The following is a 24,730-nucleotide window of genomic DNA, read 5'->3' on the forward strand; positions in this document are numbered from 1 at the left end:
CATTCTAGGGCAACAGTCGGGTTCTTGGCAAGGTTCCCACGGACAAAAGTTAACTAACGTTAACTTTATTGAGGGGGGCTCAATTCGACAGAGAATGCCCCTGAATGGTAAATGTCTGTATTTCATGGAATTTATTTCGATTCCAAATGAATCCCAAAGAACTTTGAGGTCTCAAGTGTTGACTCTGTGATCTAAATCACATCAATTGGGGTTGGGATGGGTACCATGGCCACACAAGTAACCAATAGTTGACTGTGCGTCATTGGGGCGGGCCAATCCGAACCTGTGAGCATCGATAAGGGAGAGAACACCATGAGCCAGGTATTGCAACGCGGTTTTGATGTCACAGAGTTTGAGCAGCGTACTGCGAAGGCCCAGAAGATCATGCACGACATGAAGTTGGACGCCATGCTATTTACTACAGAGCCGAATGTGCGTTATTTCACCGGCTTCCACACTCAGTTCTGGCATAGCCCAACCCGTCCTTGGTTCCTGATCGTTCCCGCTGAAGGAAAGCCAATCGCCATCATTCCCGAGATCGGTGCCACCGGTATGGCCGGCACCTGGATCGAGAACATCATCACTTGGCCGTCACCACGGCCGGAAGATGACGGGATCAGTCTGGTGGCCAGTGCCTTGAATAGCCTGCCCTGTAAGCACGGTCGTGTCGGTGCCACCCTGGGGATAGAGTCCCACCTGCGGATGCCAGTGGCCAATTACATGGCGTTGACCACCATGGTGAAAAAAGAGTTTGTCGATTGCTCCTTGCAGGTCCATAACCTGCGCCAGGTGAAGTCCCAAGCAGAGATCGCCAAGACCCGCGAGATCTGCCGCATCACCAATGAAGGCTTTAAGAAGATCCCGGGCTATGCCAAGGCCGGGATGACCGAGCGTGAGATCTGCAAACAGTTTCGTATCGACATGCTTAGCGCCGGTGCAGATGAGTGTCCTTACATCATTGCGGGTTCCGGTCCGGACGGGTACGACAGCATCATCATGGGTCCTACCGATCGGGTGATCGAACCGGGCGATATCCTAATTATCGATACCGGTGCAGTCCGCGACGGTTACTTCTCCGACTTCGATCGCAACTGGGCTTTTGGTCACGCCAGCGAGCAGAGTAAAGCAGCTTACCGCGCCATCTATGAAGCCACCACCAAAGGCTTTGAAGCGGCTAAGCCGGGCAACACCACTTCCGATATTTACCACGCCATGTGGTCCGTGCTGGAAGCCAATGGTGCCATGGGCAACGACGTCGGGCGTCTGGGTCACGGCCTGGGCATGGAACTGACCGAGCGTCCCTCCAACACCGCCACGGATAACACCGAGCTTAAGCCTGGCATGGTGATGACCCTGGAGCCGGGCATGGTGTATGCCCCAAGCAAGTCCATGGTGCATGAAGAGAACATCGTTATTACTGAGAACGGTGCTGAGTGGCTGCACGAGCGTGCCGAGCCAGAGCTGATCATCATCGACTGAGCCCAAACGACCTATGCGGTGCCGTGACAGGGCACCGCCAATGGAGAGAGACAATGGAAAATATCGAGCAGTTCAAATCCTTTCAAGTTCCCCTGGAGCATGTTCAGGCTCCCCGAATCGACCGGGTCCATATTGGCTTGGTGCAACTGAGTACCGACCACTCCCTGGAGATGGATTGGGCCAAACTGTACGGCACCCAGGCGGCGGCCTTCAGCTCGCGGGTCTACTACAGCTCAGAGATGACGCCCGAGGCTCTGGATGCCATTGCCAAGGGGATCAGCGATGCATCGGATCTGATCGCCGATGGTTTGCCGATGGATGTGATGGCATTTGGCTGCACCTCCGCCTCCATCATCATCGGTGAGCAGCGTGTCGGTGAGCTACTGAACAAAAATCGAGAAGGCTTGCCGACCACCAATCCCTGGACCGCCGCTCAGGCCGCGTTCAAACACTTGGGGGCGCGTCGCATCGCCGTCTTCTCCCCCTATCCAACGGAGGTGAACTTCCCTCTCTATCAACAATTAACCAATGCCGGCTTCGAGGTTGCCACCCTGGGCTCCCTCGGCATCGAGAAAGACACGGAGATCACCAAGATCGCCAAGGAGTCCATGCTCGAAGGACTGGAAAAGATCCTGCCTGGTTCGGGCGCCGAGGTGGTCTTCATGTCTTGCACCAACCTGAGGGTACTGGACCACATTCAAGAGATCGAGGATCGCTTCGGGATCCCCGTTGTTTGCAGTAACTCCGCCATGTTTTGGCACGCCATGCATCTGGTGGGCAAAAAAGCGCACTGCCCCGGCTATGGCCGCCTGCTCAACGAACAATAACAACGAAAGACTCAATACGAATTCATAGGAAGAGAAAATGACTAACGTAACCAAAGGTTGGATTGCCGCGATCTTTATTGGCCTGCTCTGGGGGATCCCCTGGATTGTTGGCACTCCTATCCTCGAAGTGATGGACGCACAGGTCCTGGTATGGCTACGCTATACCGTCGCCTTTATTACCTTGGGGATCGTCTTTAATGTCGGCCTGGCCTCGGGCAAGATGACCAAGAAACAGGATTTCAAGTTAAGCTGGGGCAATCGCAAAGATGTATTTTGGGCCGCAGCCTGCGGGATCATTGGCCAGGGCGCGTTCAGCTTCCTCTCCTTCCTCTCCCTGGACTACATCACCGCCTCTGAAAACGGCGTGATCCAGGGCCTGATCCCCATTCTGATCCTGACCGTCGGCTTCCTCCGTCACAACGAACGTTTCACCACCATTCAGTTGCTCTCCGCCCTGTTTGCCTTCATCGGTGTGGCCATCCTGGTGATGGACCCCGAGTCCGAGACCCAGGGCTTTAACATCGGCCACCTGATCTGCTTCCTCAGTGCCGCCAGCTTCTCATGCTGTGCCTACGCCCGTGCCAAGCTGGCGGAGAAATATGGCTCCGTTGCCACCATGTTCCACCAGTTTGTCTTCGCTTCCCTAGGCTTTGGCGTCTACCTCGTCTTCGCCGGTGCCGACTTCTCCAGCGCCCTGAATGTGTTCAGTTCTCCGCTGCGGATCCTCTGCATTGCCATCCTGGGCGTGGGGATCTCCGGCCTGAGCTACCTGGTCTACATCTACGCCATGGAGAATGTCGGCGTTGACGGTTCCGGTATGGCACTGAACCTGATGCCACTCTCCTCCTTCATCCTGGCCATTTTCGCCCTGGGTGAAGCCGTCACCCCGATGCGCCTGCTGGCCATGGTCGTGGTGATTGGATCCATGATGGCCTTCGTTAAGTTCAGCGCCAAGAAGCGGGAAGCGCCTGTCGAGCTCGAGCCTGCCACTGCCAAGTAAGCCCTGTGTTACTCAAGGCAGCCCCCGGGCTGCCTTTCTTCGTAAGGAAAAGTCATGTCTCTCGAGCAACAGATCGTTCAATGGCGCCACCACATCCATCAGTATCCTGAAACCGGGCTCAAAGAGTACCAGACCGCCGAATTTGTCGCGTTAAAGCTGGAGGAGTTTGGTCTCGACGAGGTGCACCGCAATATTGGAAAAACCGGTGTGGTGGGCGTGCTCAAGTGCGGCAACAGCGATCGCGCGATTGGGTTGCGCGCCGATATGGATGCGTTGTTTGTCCAGGAAGAGAACACCTTCGACCACGCCTCTAAGCATGAGGGCGTAATGCATGCCTGTGGCCATGATGGCCATACTGCCATGCTGCTGGGGGCGGCGGCCGAACTGGCCAAAAGCCGTGATTTTGATGGAACTGTCTATTTCATCTTTCAACCGGATGAAGAGCGCGGCGAAGGCGCCAAGGGAATGATCGCCGATGGTCTGTTCACCCGCTGGCCGATGGAAGCGATCTACGCCATTCACAATATGCCGGGCCTGCCGGCCGGTAAGATCATCACCCGCCCCAGTTCGATTATGGCCAGCGAAAGCAGCTTTGAGATCAAGGTGAAAGCCACCGGTGGTCATGCTGCCATGCCGCATATGGGCACGGATCCCATCGTGGTGGGGGCGCAAATCGTCTGTGCTTTGCAGACCATCGTGTCTCGAAACCTCAGTGCCATCAATGAAACTGCGGTGATCTCAGTGACCGAGTTTGCCACCAACGGCACGGTCAATGTGATCCCCTCTGAGGTGACCATCTCCGGCGACACCCGCAGTTTCACCGACGAAGCGCTGGCCAAGATCGAAGCGGCCATTGAGCGGGTGGTGGCGGGTCAGTGCCAGTCTGCCGGGGTGGACTATGAGTACCACTTCAATAACAGCTTCCTCTCTACCATCAATGCCCCCGAGCCGACCGAGCATGCAATCCGCGCGGCTCAAACGGTGGTGGGCGCCGACAACGTGGACGGGGCGTGTCAGCCACTAACCATCAGTGAGGACTTCTCCTTTATGCAGCGGGAAGTGCCTGGCTGCTACATCTTGATGGGCAACGGCGAAGCGGGTTGTACCGGAGGCAATGCACTGCATCGCCCCAACTACGACTTCAATGACGCCATCTTGATGACCGGTGTGAACTACTGGACCACCCTGGTTCGTCAGCAGCTGTAAGTCAGAGTTGCGCTGCTGTCGAGTCGCCGCAGAAGCCAATCAAAGCTGCTATGCCGACGTCTTTCGAGCGGCCAGAGCCCCACCCGGCTCTGGCCGTTTTTTTATCGCCTCTACGTGGCGTGAGATTTTCTCGATAACCGTGATTCGAACACTCCATTATCGCCCTGAGGCAGGTGTGGGTATTGTTTGCTCATCGGCACGACGCCAACCTTATTGAAGACACAGGAGTAGTACCATGAGCACCAACTTGATTGGACTGGAGAAAAGCGGCGCCCAGGCTTTGGCCGAGCAATTGAACGGCTTGCTGGCCAACTATCAAGTGCTCTACATGAATGTGCGGGGTTTCCACTGGAACGTCCAGGGGGCCAACTTCTTTGAGCTGCACGCCAAGTTTGAGGAGATCTACGATCAGCTGCTGGTCAAGGTGGACGAACTGGCAGAACGGATCCTGACACTGGGCAGCCAGCCCCTGCACGGCTTCTCCGATTACCTGATCCGTAGTGCCATTGAAGAGGCCAAGGATGTGCACGACGGCCATCTTGCCATCGAGAACATCCTCACCTCCTATCAGCGCCTGCTGCGGCTGCAACGTCAGATCCTGTCCGCCGCCTCCGAACTGGGCGACGAAGGCACGGTCTCCCTGCTGAGTGATTACATCAGCCAGCAGGAGAAGGAATCCTGGATGCTGGCCGCCTATCAGGGCCGCCGCGCCTGATAGGCCAAAGACGAGACGCTTCCCTGCAAACGACGCGTTAACGAAGCCAAAGGGCCGCTCAATGAGCGGCCCTTTGGCTTTTGTCATGCTGGCCAACCCTGACAGGCCGCTACGCAGGCTTGGAGTTGGTCTGGGAGGCGGCCGCTTTATGCTGAACACCGGCCAGGGGAGTGACATTGTGCTGGGGCAACCACTGGTGCAGGATACTGAGCAGTGTTTGTCGATTGACCGGTTTGGCAACAAAATCGTTCATTCCAGCGTCCAGGCAGGCTTGAATGTCGCAAGGCTGGGCGTTGGCAGTCAGTGCAATGATGGGCACCGGTTCTCCGGTTTCACGTTGCCGCCATAGCCGGCTCGCCGTTAAACCGTCCATCTCTGGCATGCGGATGTCCATTAGGATCAGATCAAAGCGTTCGGCAGTTAAGGCATTCAGTGCGAGCTGTCCATTGCCAGCCAGTGTCACCTGGTAACCGGCTTTACTGAGTATGGCTTTGGCCACCATTTGGTTGGCCCGACTGTCTTCCACCACCAGTAACTTTATGTCGCCGTGGAGGGGGGCTGAGGCATTCTGTCTGGGGCTATCTACGGGTAAAGAAGCCACTGGCCACAGTATCTGCCGAAGGCGGCGGGCGCTGATGGGTTTCGTGAGGAGCTGATCAAGCCTTAGGGTGGCTTTGAGCTGCAGTGTCGCGACCGACTGCTGCCCGGCCAGCATCACAACCTGCCCCCTATCTCTCAACCAATCCCGGCGCAGATTCGCCAGTTGACTCGGACTCAATGCCAGCAGTAGGGCGCTGTCTATCAAGATATGTTCAAACATCTGATCGCCCAGTCTCGCTCGGGACAAGGCGCCCAGATCGGCGCCGTGTTCGCATTGGCAGTTCCAATGGGCCAATTGTTGGCAGAGGGTCTGGCGGTAGCGCTTTTGGGGATGTAAGACAAAAACCTTGGTTGGGTGCGGCGTGTCGATGGCGGCAGGGGACAGGGCAGGGGCATCCAGGCGGAACGCAAAGGTGCTACCCTGTCCCTCTTCGCTTTCCAGAAGTAGCTCACCGCCCATCAGTTTGAGCAGTTGATGACTGATGGCCAGGCCCAGGCCGGTGCCTCCAAAGCGGCTGGTGCTGTCGTCGTGGACTTGAACAAATTCTTGAAACAGTTTGGCTTGCTGTTTGGCAGGAATGCCGATCCCCTGATCGGCCACGGTACAGCGCAGTTGCCCCTGTTCCCCTTTACCGTGCCAGTCCAGCTCGACGTTGATGGTGCCGTGTTCACTGAATTTGATGGCATTGTCGACCAGGTTGAGCAGGATTTGACGTGTACGATCATGATCGCCAAGGATCTGCTGGGGTACCCGTTTGTTGATGCAACTGGCCAGCTCCAACCCTTTTCCGTTGGCTTTCGGGGAGAGGATCTGCAATACCGAGTCGACAACCTCTTCCGGGTTGAAAGGGGCGAGCCGCAGGTGCAGCTGGTCCGCTTCGATGCGGGAAAAGTCGAGGATGTCATTGATCACACTGAGCAGGCTCTGGCCGGAATCTCGCGCTAACTGACCGTACAGGCGCTGCTCTTTATCCAATGGCGTGTCCAGTAGCAGATCTACCGCACTCAAGGTGGCGTGCAGTGGTGAGCGCAGCTCATGGCTCATGGTGGCAAGGAATCGGGATTTGGTCTGATTGGCATGAACCGCTTGCTCCTTAGCCTGATCCAACTGCTGGTATTGCTCTGCCAGCTGGCGGGACATGGCATTAAAGGCATGGGCGGTTTGACTCAGTTCATCGTTGCCGGGCAGCTGAACCTGATGGCCCGGCCCCTGTTGTTCCAAACGTCTGGCTGCCGACTGCAATTTACCAAGGCTTCGGGTCAGGTAGGCACCCAACAAGATGGAGAACAGGGCAACCAGTGCCATCTCGGCGGCGGCAATGGTAACTAAACGGGTTCTTGCGGCGGCGAGCAGGGCGGTGAAACGGTCGACGGTGATCCCCAGCTGCACCTGGCCAAACCGGGTGCCGGCGGCATGGATCTCCGCTGCGACGTCGAAGGTGTTGTCCTTGAGCTGATCCAAGCGAGTGTCCGGGCTGCGTTGTGCTATCGCTTGTGGGCTAAGCCCTGCGCTGGCCATTCGCCGATGTTTTGCATCGAACACGGCTATGTAGGCCACCTCGGCCTGACTGACCGCTTCATCCACTAATACCTGCAGGGTGGCCAGATCCGTGGCGATCACCGCATCTTTGCTCAGCGCCGCAAACAGCACCGCGCCGGTATTGGCTCGGGAGATGATCTGCGCTTCATTGGAGCGCTGCAGGAAGTCGAGACTGCTCCAAACCAACACCACAAGTAAGATCGCTTCGATGCTGGCAACACCGATCACTGTCTTGGCACGCAGGTTCATTCTTTTGTCCCACTCTCAAGCAGATCCAGCCCCAGCGATCGGACTGGATCCCAGTCGCTGTCCTTCGCCGGGCCGATGCCACTGAATTTGATGGTGTCGAGCAAGGCCTGGCCTTGTGGATATTCGCTGAGCCGGAACAGTGCTCGAGCGATCCGACCGGCGACATTGGCATTGACTCTGGGATGGTAAGCGAAAGCGTGGGCCGGATAGGGCGGGGTTTGCCACAGGATCCGCAAGCCGTCGCGTACCTGGGGATCTGTGCTGTAAAAGGTCCGGAACACGCCGCCACCGGCCGGATAAAAGCCCTGCTCGACGGAGCGATACACTGAGTCGTGGGATGACACGTATTTGGGTGTGATCGCTAGGCCAGCGGCGGCAAGATGACTGCGAGGCAGAACACTGGCGGCAAAGGCCGCGGGGGCCGGAAACGCCAGTGTCTGTCCCGCGAGTTCGTGTAAGTCTTGAATGGGGCTGTCTTTGGCAACTACCAATATACCCACCAGTTGCTTGCCGGTTTGCCGGGCCATCGCGATGTAGCCAGGAACCTGGTGGTAAACCGTGTAGTGATAGGGGTTCATATAGGCGATGTCGTATTCGCCCTGTCGAACCCGTTGTTCGAAGGTGGGGATATCCGGAGCGGTCTGAAACTCAAGTGTCAGACCGGTTTGGGCACTTATCTCGTCTAGCAGTGGTACCCAGTTTTTCGCCAGGGTGCTGGCGGCCTGCTGGGGTACGATGCCAAAGGTCAGGGTTGCTTGCGGGGTCGGATTTTCCGTTTTTGCTTCTACGCAGCCGGTGACGCTGCTGGCCCCAAAGGCCATGATCCCAATGGCCATGCGAAGTGAACGGTCGAGCCGCGTAAGGGTTATCAATATACGGTTTTTGAATGCTGGGGCCGCCATCTAGAGATCACCGACTGAGAGATAACCATGTCGATAAAGCAGGATTGGGGCCAGAACTTACTATTCTGTTTATGTTGTACTTTTCATCCGAGATGTTCGGAATTTCGCAAAGTGCATGGCAATTTGGCAAGGCAGGATCGAACAAGCCGCCCGTAGGCGGCTTGGAACTGGAAATGGTGGGTGCTATTCGATGTTCTGGATCTGTTTGATTGTTAAAGGTTTAATCTTCAGTCTTGGCGGGGCTTGTGGCGAAGTTTGGGTTGGGAAGAAAGTGCACTTGTCACCATTTTTGTCACCACTTTGCCCGTTCAATCTTTGGTTTTATATATCGATTGAGCCAGTTAGCCAGTTTGCTCCAAAGCCAGGTTCATCGCCTCGGTGATCGCAGCCTGAAATCAACTTGGTCGGACATTGCGCATGTACTTGATAATCACTCTTTGCACTATCACAGTCCTTTCAATCCGCGCGCCCGCGGGGGGCGCGACATCGCGTTAGATGCCGCCATCCAGTTCGTAAAGGTTTCAATCCACGCGCCCGCGGGGGGCGCGACGGCAGCCGTATTAATGACAAACTGCGCCCTCTGGTTTCAATCCACGCGCCCGCGGGGGGCGCGACCAAAGCTGGCAGGCAAGCGCAAGCTGACGATGGAGTTTCAATCCACGCGCCCGCGGGGGGCGCGACTCCAGCAAGTCTTATGACTCGAGTTAGGTCTGTGGTTTCAATCCACGCGCCCGCGGGGGGCGCGACCACCACCGATCACCGACTGTTCCGCTTCGAGCGAGTTTCAATCCACGCGCCCGCGGGGGGCGCGACTTGACCCCCTTGGCCCAAGCCTTAAAGTCACCGGTTTCAATCCACGCGCCCGCGGGGGGCGCGACTTGTTGTAATGACTGCGCCAGTACCTCGGATCGGTGTTTCAATCCACGCGCCCGCGGGGGGCGCGACTTTACCCGCAACACCACCACCACTTACCGCGACGAGTTTCAATCCACGCGCCCGCGGGGGGCGCGACCAGCATCATTTCGAGCATGATTCACCCCCATCAAAGTTTCAATCCACGCGCCCGCGGGGGGCGCGACTCCCCCACGCGATCATTTTTATACCCACGCGCTTGTTTCAATCCACGCGCCCGCGGGGGGGCGCGACGCCCAGACGACCTGCTGGCAATCACCTCCGAACTGGTTTCAATCCACGCGCCCGCGGGGGGCGCGACGCCGGAGCTTGAGCTTAAAGCGTTCTCCCACGACGTTTCAATCCACGCGCCCGCGGGGGGCGCGACTCCGGGTCTCGGCCAGTTCTTTGTCTGCGGTAAAGTTTCAATCCACGCGCCCGCGGGGGGCGCGACACGCTCCTTCAGCAGCCCAATCTCGGCGGACAGCGGTTTCAATCCACGCGCCCGCGGGGGGCGCGACATGAGGTGGTGTGGACCCCTGACGATGGGGTGATCGAGTTTCAATCCACGCGCCCGCGGGGGGCGCGACTTGGAGACATCCACGGTAGAGCCCGCCGCGAAGTGTTTCAATCCACGCGCCCGCGGGGGGCGCGACCTACAACATCGACCTTCTTTCCGAGCAGTTGGAGGTTTCAATCCACGCGCCCGCGGGGGGCGCGACCTGCTTACCTTTTTGCAATACCGGACCAACAGGGGGTTTCAATCCACGCGCCCGCGGGGGGCGCGACAGTACAGGGATAAGTACCAACAATTACATCGGGGTTTCAATCCACGCGCCCGCGGGGGGCGCGACTCCTTACGACGGGCGTTACGAGCGTCGCGGTTGCGAGGTTTCAATCCACGCGCCCGCGGGGGGCGCGACACCAACGCCCTCCCCCACCCCAACGACGACCAGGAGTTTCAATCCACGCGCCCGCGGGGGGCGCGACCTGGGCTGGCGCAGGGCATCGAGCAGGGCGGGACTGTTTCAATCCACGCGCCCGCGGGGGGCGCGACAGCCTGAGTCCATTAAACCGGCACCGCTGAAATATGTTTCAATCCACGCGCCCGCGGGGGGCGCGACGCGGCGTCGCGGCCGGCTGATCGTCAGCACCAAAGTTTCAATCCACGCGCCCGCGGGGGGCGCGACGTGGCGTTCAGCTCCTATCTGCACCAACAAATCTGGTTTCAATCCACGCGCCCGCGGGGGGCGCGACTGATGGCCACAGTCTGGGCAAGGCACCTCATACCGGTTTCAATCCACGCGCCCGCGGGGGGCGCGACAGCATGTTGGTGTAGGCCGGAAGGTGGATCGATAGTTTCAATCCACGCGCCCGCGGGGGGCGCGACCTGGGGACTTTGGGGATTTGGATGACGAGGTCGAGGTTTCAATCCACGCGCCCGCGGGGGGCGCGACGTCTTGATCTGGGTTGAGCGCCAGCATATCCATGTTTCAATCCACGCGCCCGCGGGGGGCGCGACCCTGATTGGCCGCGCCATGGTGCGGAATTTCATGGTTTCAATCCACGCGCCCGCGGGGGGCGCGACGTGCTGCTGGAGCTGAACTTGATCGACGTTACGGAGTTTCAATCCACGCGCCCGCGGGGGGCGCGACTTGAAAGGACTCAGGCGCTTCATGGGCGCGACATGGTTTCAATCCACGCGCCCGCGGGGGGCGCGACGTACGAGGCGGACGCAGATCGGGTGCGCTCTGGTGTTTCAATCCACGCGCCCGCGGGGGGCGCGACCCAAACAGGACAACATAACAATGGCCGATAATACGTTTCAATCCACGCGCCCGCGGGGGGCGCGACACTCTATCGAGGTTGCCAGGGTCGTGGTTAACAAGTTTCAATCCACGCGCCCGCGGGGGGCGCGACACTGGGTTGGGTCTAGGAATTGGGCAGGTACACCGTTTCAATCCACGCGCCCGCGGGGGGCGCGACGACTTGCAAAGGTATCCATCATCAAGCTGGTGACGTTTCAATCCACGCGCCCGCGGGGGGCGCGACGATATATCCAGTAATGCTGTGGTGTTACGTCATCGTTTCAATCCACGCGCCCGCGGGGGGCGCGACCTCTAGGGCTTTGGCCAGCCGGTCCACCAGACCAGTTTCAATCCACGCGCCCGCGGGGGGCGCGACGTTCATGATCCTCTTGGCTCAGTATTTCATCCGAGTTTCAATCCACGCGCCCGCGGGGGGCGCGACGCCCGTCCCTGGCTGATGCCGGGCGTGGCATCAGGGTTTCAATCCACGCGCCCGCGGGGGGCGCGACGCGATTCTGGTTAGCGCTTCGGCCCATGCTTCAAGTTTCAATCCACGCGCCCGCGGGGGGCGCGACGAGTGACACCAAGTGCGCAATTTAAAACTCACTGAGGTTTCAATCCACGCGCCCGCGGGGGGCGCGACTGACTTTGCCTATCCGCAGTGGCGCATAGCCCTGGTTTCAATCCACGCGCCCGCGGGGGGCGCGACATCTGCTCGAAACCCAAACCCCGCCACGGGAAGAGTTTCAATCCACGCGCCCGCGGGGGGCGCGACATGCCATGCTAAAAAGTATTTGCACCAGTCCAAAGTTTCAATCCACGCGCCCGCGGGGGGCGCGACACCGTCCAGGCTTTAGAGGCTTCGCCTGTCAGGTAGTTTCAATCCACGCGCCCGCGGGGGGCGCGACGCGCCCACCTGACCGCGGCCGGCAAGCAGGCCCTGTTTCAATCCACGCGCCCGCGGGGGGCGCGACCAGGATCCCCACCTTGACTACGTGCTCAATGTTTCAATCCACGCGCCCGCGGGGGGCGCGACCGATGACCCAAACAAAGCCGGGTCGAAAATAATGGTTTCAATCCACGCGCCCGCGGGGGGCGCGACGATAAATAACTAAGCCACACAAGGACGTGAGGCAGTTTCAATCCACGCGCCCGCGGGGGGCGCGACCGGTTCGGCCCATGCGATAACGACAACGTGATCCGTTTCAATCCACGCGCCCGCGGGGGGCGCGACCTTGTTGGTGATACGCTCCAACTCAGACTGGATGTGTTTCAATCCACGCGCCCGCGGGGGGCGCGACTCCCAGACCAATCAGGATCACCATGTAAATAACGGTTTCAATCCACGCGCCCGCGGGGGGCGCGACTGGCCGTGGTTCCACCTTCATCATTGTCATCCATGTTTCAATCCACGCGCCCGCGGGGGGCGCGACACGCCGGGGTAGGCATCGGCCAGCCCCTCCTTGTGGTTTCAATCCACGCGCCCGCGGGGGGCGCGACTGGCATTGTCCAGGAAGGCGTTCCGCTTGGGACTGTTTCAATCCACGCGCCCGCGGGGGGCGCGACCCACCTCGGGCCGCGCCTTCATCAGCAAGTCACGGTTTCAATCCACGCGCCCGCGGGGGGCGCGACATAGGCTTTGATTGTGTGCCCCCATCAGTGGATGTTTCAATCCACGCGCCCGCGGGGGGCGCGACAAGTTCTGGGTGTCACCAGTGTTTACGATTTATGGTTTCAATCCACGCGCCCGCGGGGGGCGCGACGCGTCCAGGGCAACCTCCAGGGCAAAGAGCAAAGTTTCAATCCACGCGCCCGCGGGGGGCGCGACTGCCTCAGAGGAGAGGCTTATCTAGCCTATCTTGAATTGCCTATTGTCGCCAAGCTAAGTGGTGGCAGTACGTTCAACTAGGGCTGAACGGACAGCGCTGTGATTAATTATATGTTTTTAAAGAACATTGTGTTGTCGCCAACCAGCCGGGGTATCAGTGAGCACGACAGGTTGGCGATCACAGTATCAGGACATCTTTAAAGAGATCTAACGCGCGTTTGGCCCCATGGTGCTCTACTTTGGATCGCCAGGACTTGCCAAGCTTGTAAAAGCGCAGGCTGTCGAGACATGGGTCGTAGATATCGAGAAGTGCAGCCTTGAGCTGTACCCATTGGGCAGGAGTGATATCGCACTCAAACACGGAGTATTGGACTCGGGTGCCGAAATCGAGGCAGACTTTGGCTAGGCGCCGCAACCGCTTTGGGCCTTCTGGATCATCAAAAGAGACATCATAGGTGATCAGGATCATCATTATCACAGGCTCCTTGTCGTGAGACCGTTACTATTGTTTTAGCGCATCACATAGGGTGGATAGTGCTGAAGGTCGCCACGCAGATGGCGGGCCAACAACATCGCCTGGATATGGGGAAGCAGTCCGAATGGCACTTTCTCTTGTAGATAAGGGTGGGTTAATTCCTCCTGCTTTTTACTTTGCCAGGCTTGCAAAACTTGTTTTCGGCCTTCGTCGGTGAGGCGGATGTTGCCAAGGGTGTCGCTACGAAAGTCACTGTTATTCAACTGCTTGCGGTTGACCAGAGAAAGCGCTAGGCGATCGATGATGGGAGCACGAAACTCTTCGAGCAGGTCTTGGGACAGGCTGTCACGCCCCGGACGATCGCAGTGAAGAAACCCGACCTGGGGATCGAGCCCCGCACCGTGTAGGGCGCCACTGATCTCCTTTCCGGCGATGGAGTACAGGAAGGAGAGCAGAGCGTTAATAGGATCTTTAGGTGGACGCCGGTTGCGCCCAGAAAACTGAAACGCTTGGTTTGTGATTAGGCAATCAAATACCCCGAAATAGAGCCTGGCGGCTTCACCCTCCAGGCCGCGCAGCTTATCCATATCGGTTTGGATTTTAAGCGCATCAATGATCCCCTTCAGGCGACTGGCGGACGTGTCGATGTCGGTGGTAGTGCCGTAGGTGCGTTGATAGCGTTGCAGCACACGACGGGATGATTGGACCTTGGCGGCCAGGATATTGCGGGCGATAGGGAGTGGGTCCCTTTCGGAGCGCTGGTATTGTTGACGGCGCAGCAGGACATTGCCGTTTTGGTGGCCTATTACACGTGCCAGATAGCGGTCGTGACGATCGTAAAATACCAGATTGGTTCCTCGTTCGCCGCAAAGACCCATCACTTGGGGCGACACCATTACATTGCCAAAACAGAAAATATTGCTGATGGAATGGATGGGCAACTGCATCAGTATGTGTTTCTTGCCATCGAGACGTTGCTCGATCATTAAGGTTTCCCGTTGTTTATGCAGGTAAGCGCCGTCTCTGGTGATATAGAGGCTATTTTGCAGCTTTTTCATGGGCTGCCTTCCTTATCAAATAAACGGTCGATATAGGCTTTACTTGAATCGTTTTTGGTCAGAGACGGCTGGCAAAGATCGAGCAAAGAGCAGGCGTTGCAGTGCGCTGCTGGTAACGGAGGGGGCGTTTGCCCGCCGTCGAATAAGGCTCGGACCTGAGCGACTACGCTAAGCGTGCGTTCTCTGAGTCTTTCATTGATGGAGACAGGGTGCCGGGCGCGCCTTTGCCAGTACCAGATCGCGGCCTCAGTAATGCGTTGGCCTGTCATTTCCTCCAGGCAGAGCACTTGGGCGCAGAGCTGGAACTGGTCGCTGTCGTGCAGCTTGGGTTTACCCCGTTTGTATTCGATGGGTGTCAGTTGGCCGCTATTGAGATCGCGTTGGAGGAGATCCAGTTTACCGGTCAGGCCTAAGCGAGGCGCACAGATCTGTACACCTCGCTCATAGCGGATCCCCTTGCGAGTCTCCGGTGCACCGTGATCCACCCGCTGGTGCAGTTGCTGGCCCTGTGCAGTCAGGTAGTTTTCAGCCCAGGCCTGTTCGTTGTGGATCAAGCCACATTGGCGTGGACAAAATGCGTAGTGCTGCAGGGCCGATAGCGGGATCAGGCGCGTGTCGGTCATGATTAGAACCCTTCGATGATCTCGGGCTCCAGCCCATCCAAGGCGGGCCTCAGGCTGTCAATTAAGGCCGAGTTATCCAGCGGTAGTCCTTGTGCGAGGTGTGATCTCAGGGTTTGGTGCACCTTGGCGGAGGAGTATTGGCCGGATTTAGTGCTGTGTTGCCACCAAATCACTTTACTGACTGCCATGGAGCCTTCGGGTCGCGCTGAAGAGGCATCTCCTTCAAATAGACGGGGCAGAACGGCTTTGATCAGCTCAGCATCTTCATTGTTAAAGCCGGTGCGTTCAGCCAGTTGTGGGGTCATAGCGCCATAAGCGACGTAGGTGGCATGATTGACCCGATGTTTCATGCCCATCGTATCGGCGCTTTTTTTGTTGCCGTCACCTTCGCCGCTAACGCTTTTGGTGATTTGGGTGCTGGAGATACTGATGGGCTCAAGACTAAAGGCTGACTGGATAGTGACTGGACCCCGGATCGGTAGGGAGATTCCTTCACTTCCGGTGCTTTTGCTATAAGCAAAGACCTGCCCGAAGGCGCGGACATCCAGCCATTTTTTACAAACAATCTCCGTGGCTTGAGCAATCGTGGTTTTTTTTGTATTGAATGTATCTTTTCCGACACCGAATTCGTTCGACTCTGCTCGTGTTCTCAGGCTCGGCATACCGTCGGTTTTCTTTTCATCGGATTGAACGAAGATAGATTGACCGGACTCCTGTAGGCGATCACGGATCTTGCGCTTGAGGCAAACGTCGGTGATCTCGCCGTAACCATCATAGTCTGTTCGTGGCCGGTTGCCGTTAAGCGGATCACCATTGGGATTGGCGCTGTCCACGGTAAAAATTAGAGCGAAATCAATTTTATTGCTGAGTGTCATTGTGCGGCTCCTTCCTGTTGTTCTTGATCCATTTGTCCGGCTTTCTTTTGCCGTAAACTCAAGCGTTGGCAATGAAAGCCCAATAAAAATTCGCCTGTCAGGGCTCTGTCATCGCAAAATTCGTTACTGGCGAACAGGCCCATAACTTCATCGAGCTTTTGACTGCGATCAATGGCAAAGCCAGCGGCGTTACTGTGTAGGCGTTGCAGATATGGCTGCAGGGATTTCTCGATGGTAAGCCAAGTTGATGCGGGCCGGTCGGCAAACCGCTGCATCATGCGAGCGGCGGACGTGGGTCGTTTTTCTTGCGCTTTATCTAAAGCGAATTGCTCGATATTGTCGGCAAGCGCCAGCAGGCGACCATAGAGGTAATCCCGCGAACGGTTATGAGGTTCAAGTGCCATTGCGTAGTCTCTCCTTGATGCAGGCTTGGGGTGGCGATAGAAGTAGCCGCGGTAAAGCGCACAAGCGACCCCGAGGTTCTGCTCCCATTGCCATTGTTCGTTGCTTTTATAACTGTGTCGGGCGCTCGCGCGCTGTACGGCTCGGCGTAATATATCGATGGGCAGTGGCCGCCCTTCGGTGATGCAGGGCAGTATGCGCTCAGTGAGGTTCTTCTTGAGCGATTTATTGCTGTCGAGGATGTCGCCATAGGTGGCCTGCAGAAGCGTCCAGGCGCTGGGGGCACTGGCGAACCAAGCTGGGTAGCCCTGATTTTGCTTTTCTTTGCTGGCCCGTTGCCACCAAGCAAACTGGCTTTGCCACAGCGCCAGGTTTTGCAGATATTCCTGCGGGGTAAAGTCACGATAGTAGGTGATGGCCATTCGTCCCGGCGTGGCGGAGTCCAGTCCCATAACGACGATGCTATCGGAGAGTTCTAACGGATAGCGCATTTGGTAGCCTGCGAGTCGCTTATTGAATTCGCTGGCAAAACTTCGGCCTAAATCGAAGCTGTGATCGCTTCCAGCCTCGGTTATTTGAACAGGAGCTGCGACTTGCGAGAGATCATCGATATTGTCCCATGGATCGGATTCTGCCAACGGCGATGGCATATCGTCACAGGAGATGGCCCAAGCGACAATGACCTGGTCGTCGTTGCGTACTCCCTGACGGGCAATAAGCCAACGCAACGCATTGTGAGCTTGTTGGGTGGCTTCAAAGCTGACATTGGCGGCTTGGCTGCTGTCGGTAAAGCGGCCACGAAAGGTAAAGCCGGAGTTATCATTGGCAGAGATGAGTTTGGCCTTATCCCCAGTGTGTCGTAGTTTCGCCGGATGGTTAGTGGCGGCTGCAGCCATCTGTCCCGTTACCAGGCATAACTGCTGCTGTCCGCCTTGGCTGACATCGTAGTTGATCCATGCCTGTTGCAAGCTGGTATCCAGCCAAGTGTCGGATAATGGATCGCCTTCGCACTCGATTGTCCAGCAGACCAGTGCGTTGCCTTGGTCCAGTTGCCCTTTTTCTTTTGGCAGCACTTTAAATAGAAGCGGCGTCGGTTGCTCACTGTCCGTGGGCCACGAAGTCAATAAGGTGTTGTTGTGGTCAATGAAACAGATGTTGGCGGCGACTAAGTCTGCGATCACCCGACCTTGTTTGACGTAGTTCAACACGGCTTGGGCTCTAAGGTGGGTGCATTCTGAGTTAACCCAGTTCTGCAATTGATTTATATAACCTTGGGAATAGGCTTTTTTGAGTCCGCCATATTCCGCGTAATCCGCAGCGACGTATTGGATCTTATCTGCGAGAGGGTGGGGAGCTTCGCCACTGCTTCTGCCCGCAGACTTCTCTGTTGCTGGTAAAATAATTTGGGTCTTCTCAAGCACGCGTGCACGCTTAAATTGTCCTTCTTGATCCAGCACAATGTTAATGTGTGCATTTTGTAGAGTGTGGGATATCGGCATCATCCCGGCTTCGTCTTCAAACGCACGCTGGTTGGCGGTCTGATAGGTTTGATGCAGCTTATTGAGCCAACTCATGATTGCGCTTCCTCTGTGTCAACGCTCTGCAATGAACTGCCGAGTTCAAAAGCTTTTGCCTGCATCGGACGGACTAAACGCCTAACCTGAGTCGTATCTGTGCCATCAAATTGTTCTGGAGTCGGGAAGGTTAAGACGCCGTGATGCATGGTTGCATGCCAAAAGCGGCTGTGCAGTTCGTTGATACCCGTTTCATCGGGGTAGTCAAAGCCATGAAACATCGGACCAAAGCCAAGCTGATCTAACTCGTCGTAGGCACCTTGACCGTGGCCAAACTCGCAGGGTTCGACATAGGCCTGACAATCACGGGTGCCTAGGAAGATATCTTGCCTTCCGCCTTTGTGCAGCATGCGTTTGGCGATGGCAAAATGTTTGCCGTCGATACGATCTTTGGCCAGCTCTGGGCGATGTTCGTTCCAGATAAAATGTGCTTGAACCTGGTATTCAACCTCGTGCAGAAAGGTATAAATTGCCAAGCTGTTGCCGCCGCCCCAAACCAAAGGTTTGGTGCCCTTGGTTTGAGTGCGAATGGGCTTAATAACCCGCACTTTATCAATCACCCAGATCAGGGTTGGCTTCCAGTAAATCGATTTTAATACGCCTTTTAACGCTTCATAGGTGGGCACATGGTAGCTGCACTTTTCACCGCCCATTTTGGTAACGGGATCGGTAAACAGGGCATGGCGTCCCCAGACTCGAAAGCTGAGGCTGTTTTTCGGGGTGTTCTCCACCGGTTCTCTCCTTAAATGCAGCAAAACGTTGGCGATGCCACCGGTTTAGTACTTAAACCAAAGGCTTCGCTGTAAAATTCTTCCTTTAGGTAATACAGCCCTTCGCCGGGCTGGGTTTCGGCAATGGCATCGGCTTCCCTCAGCTCTTTCCAGACCTTGGGAAAGACATTGACGCTGTATTTTTGGGCCGCTTTCAGTGCAGTGGCGTAGCGAGCGGCATCAAATTGTTTGGCGACAGCGCACAGTTCAGTCACTAGCTTACGTCCTTCACCATGCTGGACAATTACCGAATGGGTCGGAGCGTCGATGGCTTTAAATACCCGGCCTGCCTCCATAAACGCTTGTTGCAGTAAGGGGAGTTTGCCCTCGGCTTGACGGTTTCGGTATCTGGGGTTGGTGTCATGATTGCCCAAAAGTGTCAGTAAGCTGCTGGCTTTGCCCTGACTGTCGGTGCAGGGGTAGCGCATTTGGGTTTGGCGGTCGAAGAAGTAGTATTGGAAGTAGCGGGTCATCGCTGCCGGTTCGAGCCAATCGTTAAAGTTTTCACTGAACACCCGCAAGGTTCGTTGCTTGCCTATCTCAATATCGGCGAGTTGACGGGTGTTTTCTTGTGCGGGGTTGACCACATGCACCTGTGCGCACGGATGCCGGCCATTGCGATTGCACCGCCCGGCCGCTTGGGCAATCGAATCCAGTCCGGCCAGAAAACGCACTACAGAGGCAAAGTCGACATCGACGCCGGCTTCGATTAATTGGGTACTAATGCAGAGCACCGGCAGTTGTTTGTCTAGGCGGTGGCGGATGGTGGTGAGCATCGCCTGTCGGTGGGCCGGATATTGGTTGGTGCTTAGATGAAACAGAGCGTCTTCAGGAATAGATTCGACGCAGTGCTGATACATGTCGATGGCCCATTGTTTGGTGTTCACGATAAGCAGACAGCTGCTGTGACGGGCAAATTCGGTTTGTAGCAATGCTGCAATTTCTTCGGCTTGCCAGCCTTCGGCTTTGCAGCGATTGACGATCTCGACCCGTTTGAGTTGGGAAAACAGTTGAGGAACGTTGGGCACCAACTCGTTGTTCTTCGCTAGTTGCAATCGACCATTCTTGGACGCTTGCAGTTTGTCTAACAAGGGTTGGGTGGCTGTGCATAACAGGGCGGTACTGCCGGCGGTTTGGCACAGAAAATTCAGGGCGTTACAAAATAGATGGGTGCAATTGATTGGCAGGGTTTGAATTTCGTCAAACACCATAACGCTTTTGGCCAGTTGGTGCATGCGGCGAGCGCTGCGGGTGCCGCCGCTAAATAGGGTTTCAAGAAATTGCACCATAGTGGTGATCACTATGGGGGCATCCCAATTCTCACTGACCAGTTTGCTGTGCCAGGTTTGCTGCTCTGGCTCCAGATTAGAGTGGTGTTCTAAAAGCCACGGATGAGGGTCTTTCTCTCGCTCCAAGGCGTCGCGCATCACTTGGGCATTTTGCTCGATGATGGAGTTGTAGGGGATGATATATATGATGCGTTCGAGTTGATGCGCGTGTGCATGATGGAGCGCATATCGCAAGCTGGCATAGGTTTTACCGCCACCAGTTGGAACGGTGAGCGTATAGATCCCAGGTTGGTCGTTGGCACGTAGTCGACATTGTTCGGCTATTTGCTGGCGGATCGGATCGATGGGACTGCGAATTTTGAAACTTGCCAGTTTTTGTTCTAAGCGCTTGATGGCTATTGGCCAATCTGGGAAGTTAGGACGGGATAAGCGCGCCGCTTTGCGTGCCGGATCTTCGAATTCGGCGCTGTTTAATCGGTCGGCATCGATTAGGCAGCTGAATAGAAAGCGGGTGAGCAGACCCAGTTGCAACGCTGCGATTCGTGAATGTGGGACAAAACTGGCACCGGTCTCAGAAGGTTCAGTCAGTAATGGTTTTATAATCGCCATAAACTGACTGACAAGGTCAGCTCCAGCCAGTTGCTGTGCGCGCTCTACCACCGTTGTATCGGCACTATCGCAGCATTCAGTTAGGTGGGTTTGTTGGTCTTCCTTGCTCATGCGTTGGCCAAACACATCACCGCGTTGTGTTGAAACTGCAAGGCAATCGATTAAACCACTGTGATGCGAAGCTACACACAATGCCAATATCTGTGCGCACAGTTCGCCTTGTCCTATGCCCCCATACTGGCTCAGTGCTTGATAGATGTATTGTGCCCCAGCGGTTGAATGGTCGATTTTGCCTTTCATCCCTTTGGCATCGACATACTCATCATCATCTGGATTGATTTGGCCAGTTGCAGAGCGCAGATAGTACTGAAAGTTTTGGCTGTATTTTCCGAAGTCATGGAGTAGGCCGATAAGCTCTCCGGCTGCTGGTAGTCCACACTTATTAGCGAAACCACAGCTAAGTTGAGCCACCTCTTGGAGGTGAGACTCGATGCTTTGAACATCGCCATCTGTTGACCGTTGATGTGCGATATATTCGCTATGCATATTGGCTTATGGTCATTCCTTGACCCCATCAATTCTTGTCTGGTTTTTATACTATCGATTTGTCGACTTAACAATGTTTAGACAAGATGCGAGAAATCTACGATGCTAATGCTCGCCACTAATCCATCAACCCCATTCCTTTTAGATAACGAATTGTGCGAAGACGGCATATGGCCGATCAGGGGAGCCTTCGAGTTAAGGGGAGAAAGTGCAGACTGTCTGGCAGTAGCGAAGGAGTGATGGTGGAAGGTCTGTTCTAAGGCGTTCTGTTTCCTATTGCTAGGAAAGTGTTGCGTTCATCTGAGAAGTGCCGTTTAAATCGAAGCGCAATAGACAACAGTGTGTGGGAGTGTCTTCTTGCGCGTTATCTTCGGCAGGCGCGTAAGGCTCCCCTCTGGACTCTCAATTCAATTTGTGTGACTTCCCCCGCTTGCTCGAGTAAGTGACGGGCCCGTGCCTCGATTATGGCTTAGGATCGAGCCAAGTAGTCCTACTCCAAGTTAATCCTGACCATTTTGCGAAGCGAGGACTGGCACCAGGTAGCCGATGACAACGACGACCCATTGTGGGCTCCGGACGATGAAGAAGATGGGAGCGGAGGTGATTGCTGATCGAATGTTGGCAACCTCCATTGCTGTATTGCACCAAAGGTACGGAGGTGCATTACTATTCTTTGAGTGAACGCTTGATAGTTTTGCCACGCTTTAGCTGTTCAATCGATTCGCTGAGTTTTTGGGCATTAGCCGGGGAACTAAGTAGGTGCAACGTTTCCATGAGGGAGCTGTAAGAACCCATCGACATGATAACCGCGTCTGGACCATTACTCCGAGATATCCGAATGGCATCATCAAGCAGATCAACTTCGTCCAGTATTGATTTAAGGTCTTTTTCGGCATTTCCTAAGGAAATTGTTTTCATACATACCTCCGGAATCCAGGTTTGCTGTTTTATTCTCTATGGATCAGAAAAATGGCAGCCATAACTGGAAGAGTACATCAAATATCTGACCATGCATTCAGCATATCCTCATTGTCACGTCCTACCTCACTGCTTGCTCTCGCAGGCTGGGTGAAGATCGTTGCTTCAATAAGAGCAGTAATAAGTAACTGATGCCCGGAAACGCTGAGTTGTTGCGGGCTCGCGCTTATCTGGTTGTTATCAGAGGTTATTCGTTATCTAACCTGGCTTAACCGGCGTGCTATAAGGCGCGAGGTAGATAGGTCAATGTGTAGCGCTGGATGGTTACTTCTTATTGGGCAAAGACACAGAGAAGCAGCTAGACCAACTCATTGTGCTGATCACTTACCAACGGGCTGTATAGTTGATCCGTTTGATCAGGAGTGTGATCAGCAGTAGAGAGCCGGTGATACTCGCCGGCTCACTGTGCTGCTACTTGTTGTAGACGATGCGTTTGCCGTCCTTCTCTTTAGACAGCAGCTTCTGTTCAACCAGTTCACGCAGAGCCATATCGAAGATACCGGTGTCCTGTTTGAAGGCCTTGTTGTTCATAAAGCGCTGCTTGAGGGTGGATATGGCCAGGGATTTACCGGACTTCATCAGATTCAGCAGTCTGACTTTGGCGGCCTCGCGCTTCTCGTCCTGGCTTGCCTGTCCGGTCATCACGTTGTTGGTACGCAGCATGTTCACCTTGTTGGTCAGGTCTTGACGGACAAAAGCCCAAGCCCATTCCAAATGGAGCCTGTCTACGACACCCTCGATGCTGGCAATTAATGAAGCCACCTTGGTAACGACCTCCATGGCTCCGGCACACATAGTGCCAATCACCGGTTCGTTGCGTAGTTGTTCCAGTTGATTGTCCAGCCAATCCAGATAGATTTGGGCTTCATCTGTCATGGCCATCGGCTCCAATCTGTCAGCTTTTACTTGTATAACGGCATCCGCAAGCTGGGATTGGATCTCGCTATCGACTCGCAGGCGCGGCAAGACCTTTAAGACTTTTTCAGGAATACCGGTTCCGCCATCGACCAGCAGCAGCCGACTCATGAAGCCAGTACTGACATCTTCCGCCGTTAGTACTCCGTCCATGCTTTCCGGCGTGGTGAAACCAATCAGGTTCAGAACGGGGTTGCGCAATCCCTCTTTGAGGGCCTCGATGCACTTTTCGTAAACCTTGGTTTCCTCTTCCCATTTGCTCCACTCCGCAGTCCCCTCGGCGGCCTTGGCCTGTGCACTGCGTGCCTTCTGTACCCGCTTTTGGTACTGCTCTTTCAGCTCTCGAGCCGTATCTCCATTAATGTCGACACGATGGCCGTTTGAGATTCTCAGCAGATCACTGGTGATGCGTACCAAGTAGTCAGGGGCGTTACGACCTTTGGTGCTGACAAAGAACTGGGACACCTCGTCGATGGCATAGAAAGCACAGGGGTTACCGGGGTCTTCCAGCAAGTTACGGAAGATCTCCTGGGCACTCTTGAAGTTACCGTGGATCCCGTTCTGGGTAACGATGCCAACAATTTCCCTTGCATACTCCAAGGGCCGATCTTTACCGCTTCGGCTGGGGGCCAGGCACACGATGATCGTCGACAGCTTACCGCCGGTACAAGACAGCCGATACGGTGCAAACAGGCAGGACATTGCGTATAGCCCAGAGGCTACCGCCAGATCAGGTTGGGGGCGCAACGATTGTTGGAGGATGTCCCTTACCATCTGTCCGATGATCCCTGGAGGGTTTGTCAGTTCGATTGTGGGATTAACTTCGGGCAGAACTGTAATCGGATTAATGAGTAAAGGGTTGATCGACTCTGCCAATTCCATAACGCAATGCTCAAGCTTGCGACGCACCTCTTCCAACCTAGGAAATTGGCTGCCCTTGAACTCAATCACTTCACGCAGCTCATTGTGGACAAGACGAAGTTTAGTGTACTCCATCAACTTGGCCTTGCGATGAGCAAACGAGCTGTTGCCAATCGTATTGTGCGCAATGTGTAAAGCCCTCGGACCAGGATGGTCCGGCCCCAATTGCTCCAATTCAGTGAAAACCGTCGAAACGTCGATCGGTTCGTTGCGTTTTTCCAAGGCTTTAATGGCACGGAAGATCTGCTGGTGCACAGGGATGGTAAAGTGCTCTTCCTTAAGGCTCGGTTCTTTGGAAATTAGTTCGCCATTGTTGATGACCATTCCCAGTGCATCTTCCTCGAAGCCACGGTTTGCAATTGGAATTGGATCAGTCATTGGACGCCTCCTGTACAGCTTGCTCTACCCAGGCCAACAGGGTGCTGCGCTTCCAGCGGGTGCAGTTGGCGCTCAGGCGGATCCCGGCCGGAGCACGGCCTTGGCGGATCAGTTTGTACCACCAGGCTCGGCTGGTTCCGGTGATGTTCTTGCGTTCGGATTCCCCGACCAGACCTTCAATAGCGTTAGCTTGGGCAAGCAGAGCTACACGCTGCGGATTCGTGGGTTCTTGATAGATGGGGACGTGAGCCCCGCGCTCAATGTGGGTCATA

The 24,730-nt window shown here is 55.7% G+C and carries 17 protein-coding genes and 1 CRISPR repeat array; of the genes, 5 read left to right on the forward strand and 12 right to left on the reverse strand.

Annotated elements, in window-relative coordinates; translation table 11 throughout:
* Positions 1–312 precede the first annotated feature (312 nt).
* From AC2D8U_RS17260 to AC2D8U_RS17280, 5 genes are all read left to right on the forward strand, one after another.
* A complete protein-coding gene (locus tag AC2D8U_RS17260) occupies positions 313–1,479 on the forward strand; it encodes a M24 family metallopeptidase (RefSeq protein ID WP_484620317.1) in 1,167 nt (388 codons plus the stop codon).
* A gap of 53 nt (positions 1,480–1,532) precedes the next feature.
* Positions 1,533–2,306 carry a maleate cis-trans isomerase family protein gene (locus tag AC2D8U_RS17265; RefSeq protein WP_484620318.1) on the forward strand — a complete coding sequence of 258 codons (774 nt, stop codon included), beginning with the start codon at positions 1,533–1,535 and terminating at the stop codon, positions 2,304–2,306.
* A 37-nt stretch (positions 2,307–2,343) separates the two neighbouring features.
* Positions 2,344–3,306: a DMT family transporter gene (locus AC2D8U_RS17270; RefSeq protein ID WP_484620319.1), complete on the forward strand. Its 963-nt coding sequence runs from the start codon at positions 2,344–2,346 to the stop codon at positions 3,304–3,306.
* Positions 3,307–3,360: 54 nt separating this feature from the next.
* Positions 3,361–4,512, forward strand: coding sequence for a M20 aminoacylase family protein (locus tag AC2D8U_RS17275; RefSeq protein WP_484620320.1), 1,152 nt, complete (start codon positions 3,361–3,363; stop codon positions 4,510–4,512).
* 235 nt (positions 4,513–4,747) lie between these two features.
* A complete protein-coding gene (locus tag AC2D8U_RS17280; protein ID WP_484620321.1) occupies positions 4,748–5,227 on the forward strand; it encodes a Dps family protein in 480 nt (159 codons plus the stop codon).
* 109 nt (positions 5,228–5,336) lie between these two features.
* On the opposite strand, the gene AC2D8U_RS17285 is transcribed toward AC2D8U_RS17280, so the two are convergent.
* The 12 genes from AC2D8U_RS17285 to AC2D8U_RS17340 form a co-directional block, all read right to left on the reverse strand.
* The gene (locus AC2D8U_RS17285; protein WP_484620322.1) at positions 5,337–7,616 is read right to left on the reverse strand and encodes a response regulator; all 2,280 of its coding nucleotides are present in this window, start codon (positions 7,614–7,616) and stop codon (positions 5,337–5,339) included.
* The gene (locus AC2D8U_RS17290; protein WP_484620323.1) at positions 7,613–8,488 is read right to left on the reverse strand and encodes a phosphate/phosphite/phosphonate ABC transporter substrate-binding protein; all 876 of its coding nucleotides are present in this window, start codon (positions 8,486–8,488) and stop codon (positions 7,613–7,615) included. The genes AC2D8U_RS17285 and AC2D8U_RS17290 overlap by 4 nt, the downstream gene beginning before the upstream one ends.
* 483 nt (positions 8,489–8,971) lie before the next feature.
* Positions 8,972–13,045: direct repeats of the CRISPR family, unit length 32 nt; unit sequence GTTTCAATCCACGCGCCCGCGGGGGGCGCGAC.
* Positions 13,046–13,223: 178 nt separating this feature from the next.
* Entirely contained in the window at positions 13,224–13,517 is a 294-nt protein-coding gene (cas2, locus tag AC2D8U_RS17295; RefSeq protein ID WP_484620324.1) for a CRISPR-associated endonuclease Cas2, read from the reverse strand.
* 38 nt (positions 13,518–13,555) lie between these two features.
* Complete coding sequence (cas1c, locus tag AC2D8U_RS17300; RefSeq protein ID WP_484620325.1) at positions 13,556–14,578, reverse strand: type I-C CRISPR-associated endonuclease Cas1c; 1,023 nt, start codon at positions 14,576–14,578, stop codon at positions 13,556–13,558.
* Positions 14,575–15,201, reverse strand: a complete 627-nt coding sequence (gene cas4, locus AC2D8U_RS17305; RefSeq protein WP_484620326.1) for a CRISPR-associated protein Cas4 — start codon at positions 15,199–15,201, stop codon at positions 14,575–14,577. The genes cas1c and cas4 overlap by 4 nt, the downstream gene beginning before the upstream one ends.
* A 2-nt stretch (positions 15,202–15,203) precedes the next feature.
* The gene (gene cas7c, locus AC2D8U_RS17310) at positions 15,204–16,076 is read right to left on the reverse strand and encodes a type I-C CRISPR-associated protein Cas7/Csd2 (protein ID WP_484620327.1); all 873 of its coding nucleotides are present in this window, start codon (positions 16,074–16,076) and stop codon (positions 15,204–15,206) included.
* Complete coding sequence (gene cas8c / locus AC2D8U_RS17315; RefSeq protein WP_484620328.1) at positions 16,073–18,052, reverse strand: type I-C CRISPR-associated protein Cas8c/Csd1; 1,980 nt, start codon at positions 18,050–18,052, stop codon at positions 16,073–16,075. The genes cas7c and cas8c overlap by 4 nt, the downstream gene beginning before the upstream one ends.
* The gene (gene cas5c, locus AC2D8U_RS17320) at positions 18,049–18,783 is read right to left on the reverse strand and encodes a type I-C CRISPR-associated protein Cas5c (protein ID WP_484620329.1); all 735 of its coding nucleotides are present in this window, start codon (positions 18,781–18,783) and stop codon (positions 18,049–18,051) included. The genes cas8c and cas5c overlap by 4 nt, the downstream gene beginning before the upstream one ends.
* 11 nt (positions 18,784–18,794) lie before the next feature.
* A complete protein-coding gene (cas3, locus tag AC2D8U_RS17325) occupies positions 18,795–21,266 on the reverse strand; it encodes a CRISPR-associated helicase Cas3' (protein ID WP_484620330.1) in 2,472 nt (823 codons plus the stop codon).
* 666 nt (positions 21,267–21,932) lie between these two features.
* Positions 21,933–22,184: a type II toxin-antitoxin system Phd/YefM family antitoxin gene (locus AC2D8U_RS17330; protein WP_484620331.1), complete on the reverse strand. Its 252-nt coding sequence runs from the start codon at positions 22,182–22,184 to the stop codon at positions 21,933–21,935.
* Between the two features lie 471 nt (positions 22,185–22,655).
* Positions 22,656–24,458: a DnaB-like helicase N-terminal domain-containing protein gene (locus tag AC2D8U_RS17335; protein ID WP_484620332.1), complete on the reverse strand. Its 1,803-nt coding sequence runs from the start codon at positions 24,456–24,458 to the stop codon at positions 22,656–22,658.
* Entirely contained in the window at positions 24,451–24,729 is a 279-nt protein-coding gene (locus AC2D8U_RS17340) for a helix-turn-helix transcriptional regulator (RefSeq protein ID WP_484620333.1), read from the reverse strand. The genes AC2D8U_RS17335 and AC2D8U_RS17340 overlap by 8 nt, the downstream gene beginning before the upstream one ends.
* Between the last annotated feature and the right edge of the window lies 1 nt (position 24,730).

Source organism: Ferrimonas sp. YIN67 (assembly GCF_057219095.1).